The following is a 14,494-nucleotide window of genomic DNA, read 5'->3' as shown; positions in this document are numbered from 1 at the left end:
AAAATCGAGTTTTATTGAATTAAAGGAGTCTCACACCTTCAACTGCTAACATATACATCGTTAAAGATTGTGCATCCTGAGTCATCCACTCCCGGTATTCTTTTTCTGCTTTCACATATTCTTTTTCAGTGATAAACCCGTCTCTTTCCATTTGAGGTCCTCTGCTTGATGCAGTATCAGCCCATATTCCAATGCGAGTTTGAAAATCAAGGTCTGTTCGCTTTGTTACTTCATGTTGAGGGGATATAGAGATTTCTTTAATACCAACTTTTTGAAACACTTCAGGAAGGTTATCTGCAATCGAATTATCCATACCTGCATCGGAACGCCATTTTAAATAAGCAGAATAGAAAGAAAGCATACTGGAAGGAGGCTGTGGTTTCCAGGATATCTTTTCATGATTATAATCAGCAATCAAGATACGCCCACCAATTTTAGCCGCAGATTTCATCATTTTCATTGCTTTTAACGGATCGGAAAGCCATACTAACACCCTGGAGGAGGTAACAATGTCAAATTGTTCTTCATAGTTAAGTTTATAGATGTCACCAGTTTCAAATGATAATCCTGGTATTTTATCATGGGCTTGGCGGGCTTTTTTAATTAGGTTTGAATTACTATCAATTCCTACAACACGACCTTTAGGACCTACTGCTTCTGCTATTCCACGTGTAATCGCTCCTGTGCCACAGCCAACATCAAGAACCGTCATACCTTCAGTCAATATTTCAGCAAGCCTTTTGTGAGAGTTTGTTAACGATCTAGAATCTAATACGTTTGTTAGCTTTCCTGATAATTCAGTACGGTTTTGTGCCTTCACAATCGCACCTGACTTAGATATTTCGTATGAAAGATCTCCCGTTCCACATCCCAAATCAAGTACTTTCTCTCCCCTTTGTGGTTTAAGTAGCTCAACTACTCCTTTACCATAACTGGATATAAAGCTTAATTTCTTATCATACAAATCCGCATTCCAAACATTCACAGAACTCATATACTACACCTCTTAATTTTGAAATATTGTTATTTTCATCATAATCTATAAACATCTATTCGACTAAGATATATAATCTATTATATTAATAGCCAAAGGCTATGGAGGAGTATTGTATTAATAGCCAAATACTATGGATGGGACATGAGACTATTTGAGTATGCATTAGAAATATACGACGATCTAAGACGTGAGATCCTTGAACGGAAGGAAGGAATTACGAGGTGAAATTAAAAAGATTGGCTCAACAGCTATTACAGGAGGACATGTTTTACCTCCACTTTTTAGAATCTATAACGAACAGTTTCCAAATGTCTGTATCTAACTAATTGAAGAATCTACGGAAAGGCTAATAGATTTAACCGCGAGAGGATTAGTTGATATTTCTATATGTCACTTCCCATAGAAGATTCCCGTTTAAATACGAAAACAATGCTGCCTGAGCCACTTTATCTTGTATTACCAAAAGAACCAAAACAATGAATGTCTGAAAAATTAAAACTGATAATCCAAGCTTATGGTTTCGCCGTACATTATTAGAATTATGTGCGAGAGGTAGATTTGATGGCAAAACAATTTACCATGACGAAAGTTTGCCCTAAAAACAGGCTGCCTTTTAAATGCACAAAGTGATTATAAGTTATGAATAACATTTAAAAAGAGGGCAGCCCGAATTATTATCTCAGGCTACCCTCTAGATACATTAATTAAATTACATGTTAGTTCCACACTTTTTTATCACATGACACCTAACTTCTCTATCCGCTCCCTACCTCACTCTACCGTCACGCTCTTCGCCAGGTTACGTGGCTTATCGACGTCGTTGCCGCGAGCAAGCGATGCGTAGTAGGCAAGCAGCTGCAGAGGTACGACAGACAAGGCTGCCGTCAAGATCGGCAGCGTCTTCGGAATGGCGAAGGCTTGGTCGACGGATTTCAGCAGGCCAGCCACATGATCTTCATACGTAATGGCCATTACTTCGGCTCCGCGGGCCTTCACTTCCTTGATGTTGCTTACCGTTTTCTCAAGTACGGATTCCTGGGTTGCCAAGGCAATCACCGGGATTCCCTCTTCAATCAGGGCAAGCGTACCATGCTTCAACTCGCCGGCAGCATAGGCCTCGGAATGAATGTAGGAGATCTCCTTGAGCTTGAGGGAACCTTCCTGTGCTACGGCGTAGTCTTGGCCACGGCCGATGAAGAACAGGTTGTCATGCTTCGCAATTTGCTCGGCATATCCCTTGATCGATTCTGCACTATTCAGCATGAACTCTACCTGTTCAGGCAGTGCTTCCATCGCTGCAATCACTTCAGCAACCGCATCCTCCGTCATCGTACCGCGTACTTGAGCCAAGTACAGACCAAACAGATAGAACGCAATTAACTGCGAGGTGTACGCCTTCGTGGACGCTACGGCAATCTCTGGACCAGCCAGGGTGCCAAGCACATCGTTGGCTTCACGGGCAATCGAGCTGCCTACCACATTCGTAATAGCAAGGACATGGGCGCCATGGCTTTGCGCTTCACGAAGCGCAGCCAAGGTATCTGCCGTCTCGCCAGATTGGCTGACCACGATCACTAGTGTCTCCGGTGTCACGATAGGCGAACGGTAACGATACTCGGAAGCTACGTCATTTTCAACCGGAATACGTACCAGCTCTTCAATCACGCTGCGTCCCACAAGCCCGGCATGGTAAGCTGTGCCGCAAGCCACGATCTGAACATTACGAATGTTCTTGATCTGCTCCTGGGTCAGCTTCAGCTCTGGCAGAACCACTGATCGTCCGCTCTCATCCACACGGCCCAGCATGGTGTCCCGGTATGCCTTAGGCTGCTCATGGATCTCCTTCAGCATGAAGTGATCGAATCCGCCTTTTTCCGCTGTCACGGCATCCCAGTCGACACGAATCATTTCCCGAGAAATAAAGTTCCCCTCAATGGTCATTAATTCGACAGCATCTGCCGTCAGCAGTGCCATCTCTCCATCGTTGAGAATATAAACGTTACGAGTATATTTCAAAATAGCCGGAATATCAGAACCGATGAAGTTCTCTCCTTCGCCAAGACCGATAATAAGTGGACTAGCTTGACGCACAGCCACCAAGCGATCTGGCTCGTACTCAGTCAGTACACCAAGCGCAAATGCACCTCTCATGTAAGAGATCGCCTTCTGCACAGCCTTCACGATATCTCCGTCATATTCACGGGCAATGAGATGGGAAATAACTTCCGTATCAGTCTCCGAAGCAAAATGGTGTCCTTGGCTGATCAGCTCTTCCTTCAGCTCCAGATAGTTCTCAACGATCCCGTTATGAACCACCGAGAACTTCTGGCTCTCATCGGTATGCGGATGCGAATTCACGTCCGATGGACGACCATGTGTTGCCCAGCGGGTATGGCCGATACCCGCAGTTCCCACAAGTGGTGCAGACTCCAGTTGCTCCTCCAGATTGGCAAGACGACCTTGCGCTTTCGCCACACGCAGTCCCTCATTCGTAAAAACGGCAATCCCTGCTGAATCGTACCCGCGGTACTCCAGCTTTCTCAATCCCTCGATCAGCACTGCTTGCGTTTTCTGATTACCAATATATCCGACGATACCACACATAGTATAATTCCTCCGTTCGATTTCCCTATAATAGTTAGGCGGAAATAGAACACGGCAGCTCCTGTGCGGTATCCGGAAAGAAGAATGACTATTCAATTATCAACGTTCAAAAAAACATTAGGATATATAGTTGATTAGACATGAATGCAATCTTCTTCCACCGCGCTGCCGTATTCCAGATCGCATATTCATGTTTTGTGTATGAGTAATGTTTAGCACCCGCGAATACGTTGTGGGAACGGTCGCCCATTCCTTTTCCGTGATCCGCTTACGGTTGGTGCAAGACCGAGAGGTCCCCGCCGAATAATCGAACACCTCTACCTCGTCAACTTGCGTTCTGCCGTTTGGTTATCCTTATCATGGCTATAACCAATCCCCGCGCAGGTACAAGCTCTGGCGCTTATGAAACTTGAAATAACCTCACGATCCTCGCTTTCTGTATATGAATGACATTCTTTATTATATTCATGCGTTATCACTTTGGCAACTCGGCCGCTTCATAGCAGTACCCAAGCTCTGCGTACGGTTAACCCCATAAATGACTCCAAATGGCCTATCTTCTTAAACACTGTTAAAAACCTAACATTTTCAGACAGGACAGGAGGTGTTGCGCTTTCATTCAACTGGCTTTTAGAAAAAGCATCAGGCCAGTGAACCCGATTGGCATAGTTCACTGGCCTGACAGATATTAGTTTGCTTTCCTTGAAAAATCCACCCTTAGACTTACGCCAATTCCCGCTCCACGACATCAGCGATTTGTGTCACGTAACGATCAAGTTCCTCTTTATCCGGACCTTCCGCCATAACGCGGATAAGAGATTCCGTTCCCGATGGACGAACCAGGACACGGCCGTTATCGCCCAAGATGCCTTCAATCTCAGCAATAGCGGACTCAATAACCGCATTGCCTTGATATTTGCTCTTATCGCCAACACGAACATTAACCAGCACTTGCGGGTACTTGCGCATGCTGCTCTTCAGCTCATACAGAGATTTGCCGGAAGATACCACTGTATCAACCAATTGAATTCCTGTCAGGATCCCATCTCCAGTCGTGTTATGATCCAGGAAAATGACATGTCCGGATTGCTCTCCACCCAGGTTGTACCCGCCACGGCGCATTTCTTCCATGACATAACGGTCGCCAACGGCGGTTTTCGCCGTTTTTAGCTTCAAGCTGTCGCATGCTTTATAGAAACCAATGTTACTCATTACTGTTGAAACGACGGTGCCTTCTTTAAGTTTACCACTGCGGTTCATGGCATCACCACAAATACACAGAATGAAATCGCCGTCTACTTCCTCGCCCTTTCCGTCAATCGCAATAAGGCGGTCCGCATCTCCATCAAAAGCCAGCCCGAGATCAGCACCATGCTCCAGTACAGCCTCGACCAGCTTCTCTGGGTGGGTCGATCCACAGTGATCATTGATGTTCAATCCATTCGGCTCGGCACCGATCGTTACCACATCAGCACCTAATTCACGGAACAGCTTAGGAGCGAGCTCGTATGCTGCCCCATTGGCACAGTCCAGGACGATTTTCAAGCCGTCGAACCGGTTCGTGACCGTTGTTTTTAGATAATCCAAATATTTATATTTGGTTTCATTATCAATCAGTACTTCGCCTAGCTCAGTTCCAACGGGACGCGGCAGATTATCCGTTTCCGCATCCATCAACTCTTCGATCTTCAGCTCTGTCTCATCCGACAGCTTGAAGCCGTCGCCACCAAAGAACTTGATACCGTTATCCTGTACCGGGTTGTGTGAAGCCGAGATCATGACACCGGCATCGGCTTTTAACAGTCTTGTTATATAAGCCACCGCTGGTGTGCTCACGATACCCAGGCGAATGACATGGGCACCGATGGACAGCAAGCCAGCAACCAAAGCCGACTCGAGCATCGCCCCGGATACACGCGTATCCATACCGATGATGACGGTTGGCTTCTCTTTATCTCCTGTAAGCACATAGCCGCCACAGCGACCGATACTGTAAGCCATTTCTGCTGTTAATTCCTGATTTGCAACCCCTCTTACTCCATCTGTACCAAAATATTTCCCCATGTTTGATATACTCCTTTATCTACTCTTCGATATGATCCATCATTCGTTGATTCCGCTTTCGGTTCTCCCATCGTCCGTCTCTTCCTCTGGCGGATGGACGGAGTTATCTCCGGTACCTGTATGGTCCGGATTCTCGCTTGCTGGAGGTGTTTCCGTATTCTCCGTATGGTCATTACCTGAGCCTGTTTCTGGTGAACTTGGCTTGCCCTTATCCGTATCTTCATGGTTAGAGCCTTGCTCCGGTTTCGTAGTCACCGGCTTAGAGTCATCCTTCAGCTCCACCTTGATGACAAGACGATCCGAATCCGCACGATTAATAAAATGAGGCAGCGTGATCTGTAATGGAATTTCATGCACGCCTGCCTTCAAACCTGCTGCGTTGGCGGTGACCCCAATATCTGCGGGCTCCAGACTATTCAGCAAATCAGGAGCACCGGTGAGCGTTAGGGAAATGGTCTGTACCCTCGGTTCAGTTATGACTGCGTCCAAACCCGAGGCTACTCCTGTTAGCGTTATGGGAATCCCTGTAATGACCCGTTCGCCATGCGATGACACTGCTGTAACATCCACATTGACAGTGCTCGGCTCGATTTTCTCAAAACCTTCGGGCGACGTCAAGTCGGCCGTAAGCACTGTTGTTCCCGAGTTTCTAACTTTTCCCAAGTCAATCGTTGCTTCTATATAGGTCTTTGCTCCTGCCATTGCTTCTTTGCTGCCGAAGAGCTTGACTTCTTTTACCTTTGTATCTACCTTGGACAATACCAACCCTTCCGGCATCTGCCCGGTATATTGCAGTTCCAGAGGCAGGACGACAAACCCGGGTTCAATCGGGACCTCAGCCGCGACTGTTCCCGGCTCTATAACTGCATCCTTCATCTCGGCGCCTGCTTTATCGTATGCAACCAGCTTGACGCGTTTGTCGGTTACCTTCTCCTTAGCGCCATCCAAATCCACGATGCCTTTGACTTGCCCCAGCTGAGCCATTGATGATTCAGGAAGTGTCACCGTGACTTGTCTGGAATCAATCAACACAGGAGTCCCGGCCCGGTAATCTTTAGCTGGCACGCCTTTCGTTCCAATACTTACCGTAACCGATTTCGATACCCTTGGTTCCACTGTTACCGTAACATGTGAAGGCTCCATCGATATCATTTCTACGCCGCTCGGAATGGAATATGTCAACGGCAGCGTATGCGTACCTGGTTCCTTGACCTTACTCAAATCGAGCTTCACTTTATATTCATCAGTCAAAAGCGCAATATTGGATTTTTTTCCCCGTACCTCAAGATTCACGCGGTCCTTATCAATGCCTGTCAAGGCATATTCACTGTCATCAAATCCATAGGTTTGGATCTCGACCCCTTCAATGACTCTTGTTTCATAAAAAGCCGTAGGTGGCGCAGGAGCGCCGCTGTCCATATGGACAATGGCCCACAATAAAATGCTGACTGCCAAAGCGATTAATTTACTGGCCGTATTGTTCTTAATCCATTTATCCATCGCTGTTTTTCCCCTTCCGTTTCCAGAAAAAAGAACGTTTTTCCTTTATGGATGCGGCAGGACGAAGCTCCTCATACAGTTTTGAAATTAGAGATTCTTCTTTAATATCCCGAACAACTTGTCCATTCAAGGCCAAAGACACTTGCCCGGTCTCCTCAGACACCACAATCGAAATGGCATCTCCCACTTCACTAATTCCAATAGCGGCACGATGCCTTGTTCCCAATTCCTTACTGATAAAAGGATTCTCCGAGAGCGGCAAATAACATCCGGCAGCTGCGATTTGTCCGTTCTGAACGATTACCGCTCCATCATGAAGCGGTGTGTTAGGAATAAAAATATTAATTAACAGCTCCGAGCTGATCATGGACTGCATTCGGATTCCTGATTCTACATATTCATTGAGTCCCGTCTTCCGCTCAAATACAATAAGAGCCCCGATTTTCCGACGCGACAAGTAATTAACGGACTTAATGGTTTCGCTGATTAATTTATTAGTTTCCTCATCGATATCCGACATCCGCCCAAACAGCTTTCCTCGGCCAAGCTGCTCGAGACCTCGTCTTAGCTCCGGCTGGAAAATGATAAAGATCGCAAATACACCATACGTAAAAATCTGATTCATCAGCCACTTGAGCGTGTACAGATCAAACCACGTGCTCAGCGCCCAGATGACCACCAGCACGAAAATCCCTTTGAGCAACTGGACCGCACGAGTACCACGGACGAGCAGAATCATATGGTATACAATATAAGTAACGATAAGGATATCGATGATATCTTTAACGGTTTCACCCCAGGTCATATCTGTGAAATACTCCATACAGCAACCCCCGTCGTTTCCTTTAAGTGCGGACTCACATAAGTCCGGTTATTCTATGATGATCGCTAAGGTCGATACGTCAACCTTCTCTCCACCATTCTTATGATTCATGCAGGAACTTTTTTTCAAAAACATGCTCCTCTTTAAATAAAGTATTAGCGACTATATATGTAGTATGTACTCTACACTCTCTAGGTTATAACGTTAATCTTTCCGATGCAAGCGGACCAGCCCCGCTTTTCGGGTTAAAACTGAAAAATCAACAAAAGAAGCGCCATCTTTTCTCTGAAAAGAGGCGCTTTTATCAGTAAGCTGCGATTTTCACCTATCGGTAAGCGGCATCTGTAAACAGATTGGAAATTTTGTACCATATCCAGTCCATGGCCCTATCGATATCTTTCACTTGACCGGCTATATGGGCGGTGGAAGCTTGAAATAGTTCTCCGTCAATCACGGTCAGATTGCCATTAACCTGCCCATAGACTTTCGCTTTTCCATTCTCAACCGTAAGATCTCCCGTGATGATTTGATCTTGAGGAATAATGACGGTATCCCCTTCAATCACCAGCTTCTCGAACTCATCACTCTTCACAACCAGTTGACTATCCTGACTCCAAAAACTGATGGTGCTAAAGAGCATGACGACCAAAAACAGAGCAGCAGCCGTAAGTGCCGGGTGATTCTTAACCCATTGGACCCAGACTTTTTGTTTCTTAGGCTTTGGAAGCATGCCCATAATACGTTCTGTTAAATCATCTGATGGCTTGGTTGCATGATGAGTTAGGGAATAAAGAAGCATATCGGTATGCTCCAGCTTTTCGAAGTAATTCCGACAGTCAGCACAATCCAGCAAATGCTTCTGCAATTCCAACTGCTGCGGGTCGGACAAGTCATTATCCAGATAATCATGCATCAAAGAGATAGCAAATTTGCAATCCATTTGTGAGCCAATCCTTTCGTTCAATCTCTTTGCTGGGTCTATCCCCCCGTAGAGGCATAAGACTTGCTTTAATTGTTCATACGCGCCGGAATCAAGGATGTTTCAATTATTTGAGGAATTATCAAAAAAAGTTACGAAAACTTAATTTCCCTATCATCGCAAGAAAAAAGCGCCCTTCAAGGCGATCTCTCTTCCTCAGAGAACGACGATAGGCGATTTTCCCCTCACAATTTAAACTCCAGTTTTTTTCGTAAAAATTCACGTCCACGATGTACTCGTGTTTTAATCGTTGTTACCGGCAAGTCCATAATATCGCTGATCTCCTGCAGTGATAGATCCTGTATGTATCTTAGAATCATAATGGTCTTGTACTTGGCGGGAAGCCCGTCTATCGCCTGATGAATAATGCGCTGTGTCTCGGACAACAGCATTTCGCTTTCTGGTGTACGGTTATCGCTCGGTATGAGGGAGTAGCCGTCCATGCCTTCACTTTCGTTCAGGTCCGCGTCCAGCGAGAAAGAAGGCTTACGTTTACGAAGCCGATCAATGCTAAGATTCGTACCGATTCGGTATATCCAAGTAGAGAATTTCTGATTCTCATCATATCGGTCCAGATTCTTATAGACGCGTAAAAATGTTTCTTGCACAACATCCTCAGCTTCATGCCGATTGCTCAGCATTCGGTAAGCCAAATGAAAAATCTTGTCTTTATACAGCTCTACAATTTCGGCAAAAGCTCTCTGGTCCCCTTTTCGAGCCAGCTTTGCCAGTCTTACATCTAAATTGTCCACCATAATTCCCCCAGAATGGTCTGATGGGTAACGTAAAAATAAGCATCATTCAAATGGTAATTCAACTGTTTCTAAAAATCAACAATAATTCAAAAAGAATCCCGGTTTCCGGGTAATCTCCTAGAGCGGATATTCCCATCCCTATCCTTCGAAGGTAACAAGCGGCCTGATCGATAAAAAAGCGGGGCCCCATTAGGGAGCCCCGCCTAATTACTATCCCTTCAAAACCTCATAGCATTTGTAAGGAATCAACCGGTATTACGAAGCCCTGCTGCAATACCGTTGATGGTCAACAGTACTTCCCGCAGCAGATCTGGATCATCCTGCTCCTGTTCCCTGAGTTCCCGCAGCTCATTGAGCAATTGCACCTGCAAATAGCTGAGCGGGTCGACATAAGGGTTACGGAGTCGAATCGATTCCTGCAAGACTGGCTGGTTATCCAGAATATCCTGTTGTCCTGTAATTTTGAGAACTAGCTCCTGCGTCAGATTGAATTCATTCTTAATCATTCCGAAGATTCGCTCGCGGGCGGTATCATCCTTCGTCATGAGGGAATACTCCTTAGCGATGATCAGGTCTGCTTTAGCAAGTGCCATCTGCAGCGTATTGATCAATGACGTAAAGAACGGATAACTCTCATACATCTTCTGGAGCACCTTTAGATTCTCTTCATCGCCTTGGTAGAAGCTCTGTAAGCCCGTACCAGCCGCATACCATGCCGGAAGCAGGTAACGACTCTGAGTCCAAGCAAACACCCAAGGAATGGCTCTGAGGTCCTCGAAACGGTCGCTGTTCTTACGCTTGGATGGCCGGGAGCCGATATTAAGTTCTCCCACCTCAGGAAGCGGCGTGGATTCCTTGAAGAAGCTAAGGAAATCCGGATCACGGAATATCAGATCCTGATATTTCTTCTGTGATACCGCAGAGATGTTGGCTGCGATTTCTTCCCAATCTTTTTCGATCGATTCCTTTTCAGGATAGCGAGCATGAAGAGAGGCTGTGATCAGCGCAGAAGTTGCCTGTTCCAGGCTGCGATATGCGATACCTTTCAAAGAGTAACGTGAGGAAATAACCTCGCCCTGCTCCGTGATTTTGATACCTCCTGCAATCGTAGATGCCGGCTGGGCTAAAATACTGCGATTTAGAGGCATGCCTCCGCGACCAAGCGATCCGCCTCTCCCGTGGAAGTATTTCACTCTAATTCCGTATTTATTGCCTACGTCTGTAATTTTCTTAAGTGCTACTTGAAGCTCCCAGTTTGCTGTAATGGCTCCGCCATCCTTATTACTATCGGAGTAGCCCAGCATAATCTCCTGCAAGTCGTTCATCGCGGTAATTGCTTCACGATAAATCGGCAGACTCAGGATTTTGTTCATAATATCAGGAGCTGCATGAAGATCTTCTATGGTTTCAAACAACGGGGCAGCCTGCAGTGTAGCCACGACAGTGCCATCATTGTCTTTGCGGAAGAGTCCTACCTCTTTAGCAAATACCATCACTTCCAGAATATCACTAGCGCCCTCTGACATACTGATCAAATAACTTGAAATGCACTTCACGCCAAACTCCTGCTGTGCCCGGAATACCGTTCGGAATACTTCAAGACATTCTTCAGTACTGTCGCTGTACTCTTGATATGGGGTAGTTAAAGGGCGAGGATCATTAAGCAATTTATTGAGTAGTTCAATCTTCTCATCTTCACTTAATTTCGGGTAATCCTGCGTCACATTCATTTTACGAAGAATTTCAGTCATGGCATTCTCATGCTCTTGGCTATGCTGCCTGATATCCAGCGTTGCGGTATGGAATCCAAACAGCTCGGCCTGGCGAATCAGCTTCTGAATATAGGTATCTGCTACATAGTCAGCAAAATGGAAACGTAAGCTTCGATCAATGATATTCAAGTCCTCGATAAATTCCTCTGGCGACTGGTAACGCTCGCTGCCTGTCATGTCCTCATCCAGAACATGATTCATTTTAGCTAACATATATACCAGTTTTACACGATAAGGCTCTTTCTCATTGTGCCAAATTTCCATCTTCCTCAGTGTCACATGCTCGCGGTCTTTTTCAATGGATTGAAGCAATTCATCCGATACACTCACAATAGAGGAGCTAAAGCTGAGGTATTTCATGAATTGGCGTAGAATCCGCTGATATTCACGTATCGCAAGTTTCCGCTGCATTTCAAGCGTTTTCCATGTGATGTCCGCCGTCACTGACGGATTTCCGTCCCGATCGCCACCAATCCACGAACCGAAACGTAAATAGGTTGGAACGTGCCAATGATGACCCGGATAATATTTGCTTAGGCAGCGCTCCAGTTCTTGATAAACTTCTGGCAGAATGTGAAACAGAGTCTCGTGAAAATAATACATCCCGTTTCTGACCTCATCAAGAACCGTTGGCTTACGGTCACGAAGCTCGTCGGTTTGCCACAGGGTGATCACTTCATTCAGGAGTTTCTCCCGAAGCTGCTCTCGCTCACGGAATGTCAATGTCGGGTTGTCCAATTGCATGACATCGTCTGCAATCCGTTTATGGATGTCCAGAATAGCCCGACGCATCGCCTCTGTCGGATGAGCTGTCATCACCAGTTCAAGGGATAGGCTTCCCAAAATCTCTTGAACTTCTTCAAACGGAATATTACGTTCCTTTAAATCCTGAACCGCACTTTCAATGGACCCAGGTTGAACGCTCTCCCCTGCAGAACGCTCGTAATCACGTTTACGGCGTATGCGATGATTTTGCTCAGCAATATTAACCAATTGAAAATAAATAGCAAACGCGCGAATCACCTGATGGCGAATGTCGGGTTCTAGTGTGCTGATGATCCTTTTGAAATCTGCAAACAATTCCGGCAGGAATACGGATCGCAACGATTTACTCGTTTCGCGAATTTTCTCAACTATTTCTAAGAGCTCATTGCCTCCTTGATGGACAAGAACTTCTCCGAGAATGTTGCCGAGAAACCGTACATCTCGCCGCAGCAGATTGTTGGAATTGCTCTTTGCCGTTACAGTAAGTTCAGTCATGCTACTCCTCCCATCTCAACCCGTTTCAGCAGTTTATCTCTAGGACTTAATGCCTTCCTAATATCATACAATAAAAGCGCATGAAAATCTGCATTTTACAGGCGAAAAAATTAGCCAAATTGACAAAACTCAAGCTCATGACAGCTACCTCATCATGACTCTCGTAATACAAACGATCGATACGACTCAGTTTCTTTGTTTCTTTATCACATTAACTCTTCGCAGGACAGTCGTATGAATATGTAAAAAAACATCACACAAGGTGATGTCCTGCTTATGTATGGAGCGGGTGATGGGAATCGAACCCACGCTACCAGCTTGGAAGGCTGGAGTTCTACCATTGAACTACACCCGCAGATGTAACAATCGGGATGACACGATTTGAACATGCGACCCCCTGGTCCCAAACCAGGTGCTCTACCAAGCTGAGCTACATCCCGATATTAAACTTTTGTAAAGAATGGCACGCCCTGAGAGATTCGAACTCCCGACCTTTTGATTCGTAGTCAAACGCTCTATCCAGCTGAGCTAAGGGCGCATAATGGAGCGGACGACGGGAATCGAACCCGCGACCCTCGCCTTGGCAAGGCGATGCTCTACCGCTGAGCCACGTCCGCAATAAATGGTGCGCGTGGAGGGACTTGAACCCCCACGTCAAAGACGCTAGATCCTAAGTCTAGTGCGTCTGCCAATTCCGCCACACGCGCACAAGATAAAACACTGGTGAGCCATGAAGGACTCGAACCTTCGACACCCTGATTAAAAGTCAGGTGCTCTACCAACTGAGCTAATGGCTCGCATTTCAGGAGCCTCCGGTGATTACCCGGATTACCTTCAAAGCTTAACTTCATTTTAGGGAATGAAGTGGCTGGGGATATAGGATTCGAACCTATGCATGACGGAGTCAAAGTCCGTTGCCTTACCGCTTGGCTAATCCCCAAAATCGTTAAATATCTTTGCAACTCATTAATTCCCGTTGGAATTTCAAGTTATATGGTGGAGGCTGAGGGGATCGAACCCCCGACCCTCTGCTTGTAAGGCAGATGCTCTCCCAGCTGAGCTAAGCCTCCATATTCGGATTAAAGTAATTGTGTTGACCCGTAGGGGATACTCTCACTTCGTTCGAGACTGCGAAGTCTAAGCTTACGAAGTTGATGCTCCGACAAACCGTGGTGGTTCTCATCCCTTGAAGCATTTAAAGTAAATGGTGACCCGTAGGGGATTCGAACCCCTGTTACCTCCGTGAAAGGGAGGTGTCTTAACCCCTTGACCAACGGGCCACAATGTCATGCTGCATGTCCATTTCAACAAGTCGAATCTGGAGCTTCCAACCGGGATCGAACCGGTGACCTCATCCTTACCATGGATGCACTCTACCTACTGAGCTATGGAAGCAAGTGGCTCCCCGAACAGGACTCGAACCTGTGACAACTCGATTAACAGTCGAGTGCTCTACCAACTGAGCTATCAGGGAATATGTATCCGCTTGGCGACGTCCTACTCTCCCGGGACCCTGCGGTCCAAGTACCATCGGCGCTGGAAGGCTTAACGGTCGTGTTCGGGATGGGTACGCGTGGAACCCTTCCGCCATCGCCACCAAACGGATTCAGATGCTTGATCACCTGAAAACTAGATACGAAACGTATTTGCAACACATTGAAATATTTAGGATAAGCCCTCGACCGATTAGTATTGGTCAGCTCCATGCATTGCTGCACTTCCACCTCCAACCTATCTACC

The 14,494-nt window shown here is 46.2% G+C and carries 8 protein-coding genes, 11 tRNA genes and 1 rRNA gene; all 20 read right to left on the bottom strand.

Annotated features, from left to right (window positions below; translation table 11 throughout):
* Nucleotides 1–19: 19 nt before the first annotated feature.
* The gene (locus tag AM231_RS20480) at nucleotides 20–994 is read right to left on the bottom strand and encodes a class I SAM-dependent methyltransferase (protein ID WP_082341760.1); all 975 of its coding nucleotides are present in this window, start codon (nucleotides 992–994) and stop codon (nucleotides 20–22) included.
* Nucleotides 995–1,768: 774 nt separating this feature from the next.
* The gene (gene glmS, locus AM231_RS20475; protein ID WP_054404285.1) at nucleotides 1,769–3,601 is read right to left on the bottom strand and encodes a glutamine--fructose-6-phosphate transaminase (isomerizing); all 1,833 of its coding nucleotides are present in this window, start codon (nucleotides 3,599–3,601) and stop codon (nucleotides 1,769–1,771) included.
* A 723-nt stretch (nucleotides 3,602–4,324) separates the two neighbouring features.
* A complete protein-coding gene (gene glmM / locus AM231_RS20470; RefSeq protein ID WP_054404284.1) occupies nucleotides 4,325–5,665 on the bottom strand; it encodes a phosphoglucosamine mutase in 1,341 nt (446 codons plus the stop codon).
* A 39-nt stretch (nucleotides 5,666–5,704) separates the two neighbouring features.
* Nucleotides 5,705–7,165, bottom strand: a complete 1,461-nt coding sequence (locus AM231_RS20465; RefSeq protein WP_054404283.1) for a CdaR family protein — start codon at nucleotides 7,163–7,165, stop codon at nucleotides 5,705–5,707.
* Nucleotides 7,158–7,988, bottom strand: coding sequence for a diadenylate cyclase CdaA (gene cdaA / locus AM231_RS20460; RefSeq protein WP_053491330.1), 831 nt, complete (start codon nucleotides 7,986–7,988; stop codon nucleotides 7,158–7,160). The genes AM231_RS20465 and cdaA overlap by 8 nt, the downstream gene beginning before the upstream one ends.
* A gap of 325 nt (nucleotides 7,989–8,313) precedes the next feature.
* Entirely contained in the window at nucleotides 8,314–8,928 is a 615-nt protein-coding gene (locus tag AM231_RS20455) for a zf-HC2 domain-containing protein (protein ID WP_053491329.1), read from the bottom strand.
* 224 nt (nucleotides 8,929–9,152) lie between these two features.
* Entirely contained in the window at nucleotides 9,153–9,722 is a 570-nt protein-coding gene (sigW, locus tag AM231_RS20450; RefSeq protein WP_053491328.1) for an RNA polymerase sigma factor SigW, read from the bottom strand.
* A gap of 245 nt (nucleotides 9,723–9,967) precedes the next feature.
* Nucleotides 9,968–12,754 carry a phosphoenolpyruvate carboxylase gene (gene ppc, locus AM231_RS20445; RefSeq protein ID WP_054404282.1) on the bottom strand — a complete coding sequence of 929 codons (2,787 nt, stop codon included), beginning with the start codon at nucleotides 12,752–12,754 and terminating at the stop codon, nucleotides 9,968–9,970.
* Nucleotides 12,755–13,035: 281 nt separating this feature from the next.
* Nucleotides 13,036–13,109, bottom strand: a tRNA-Gly gene (locus AM231_RS20440).
* An 11-nt stretch (nucleotides 13,110–13,120) separates the two neighbouring features.
* Nucleotides 13,121–13,194 (bottom strand) — tRNA-Pro (locus tag AM231_RS20435).
* Nucleotides 13,195–13,215: 21 nt separating this feature from the next.
* Nucleotides 13,216–13,292, bottom strand: a tRNA-Arg gene (locus AM231_RS20430).
* 4 nt (nucleotides 13,293–13,296) lie between these two features.
* Nucleotides 13,297–13,371: transfer RNA gene (locus AM231_RS20425), tRNA-Gly, on the bottom strand.
* 6 nt (nucleotides 13,372–13,377) lie between these two features.
* Nucleotides 13,378–13,461: transfer RNA gene (locus AM231_RS20420), tRNA-Leu, on the bottom strand.
* A gap of 14 nt (nucleotides 13,462–13,475) precedes the next feature.
* Nucleotides 13,476–13,551 (bottom strand) — tRNA-Lys (locus tag AM231_RS20415).
* Between the two features lie 68 nt (nucleotides 13,552–13,619).
* Nucleotides 13,620–13,694 (bottom strand) — tRNA-Gln (locus tag AM231_RS20410).
* A gap of 54 nt (nucleotides 13,695–13,748) precedes the next feature.
* A tRNA-Val gene (locus AM231_RS20405) sits at nucleotides 13,749–13,824 on the bottom strand.
* A gap of 135 nt (nucleotides 13,825–13,959) precedes the next feature.
* A tRNA-Glu gene (locus AM231_RS20400) sits at nucleotides 13,960–14,034 on the bottom strand.
* A gap of 39 nt (nucleotides 14,035–14,073) precedes the next feature.
* Nucleotides 14,074–14,149 (bottom strand) — tRNA-Thr (locus tag AM231_RS20395).
* A 3-nt stretch (nucleotides 14,150–14,152) separates the two neighbouring features.
* Nucleotides 14,153–14,228 (bottom strand) — tRNA-Asn (locus AM231_RS20390).
* Between the two features lie 10 nt (nucleotides 14,229–14,238).
* Nucleotides 14,239–14,355, bottom strand: a 5S ribosomal RNA gene (rrf, locus tag AM231_RS20385).
* Nucleotides 14,356–14,494: the final 139 nt, after the last annotated feature.

The organism is Paenibacillus solani (genome assembly GCF_001277345.1).
Lineage (GTDB): Bacteria > Bacillota > Bacilli > Paenibacillales > Paenibacillaceae > Paenibacillus_AQ > Paenibacillus_AQ solani.
Note: the sequence above shows the minus strand (reverse complement) of the source record. Positions and strands in the feature narration are given on the sequence as shown.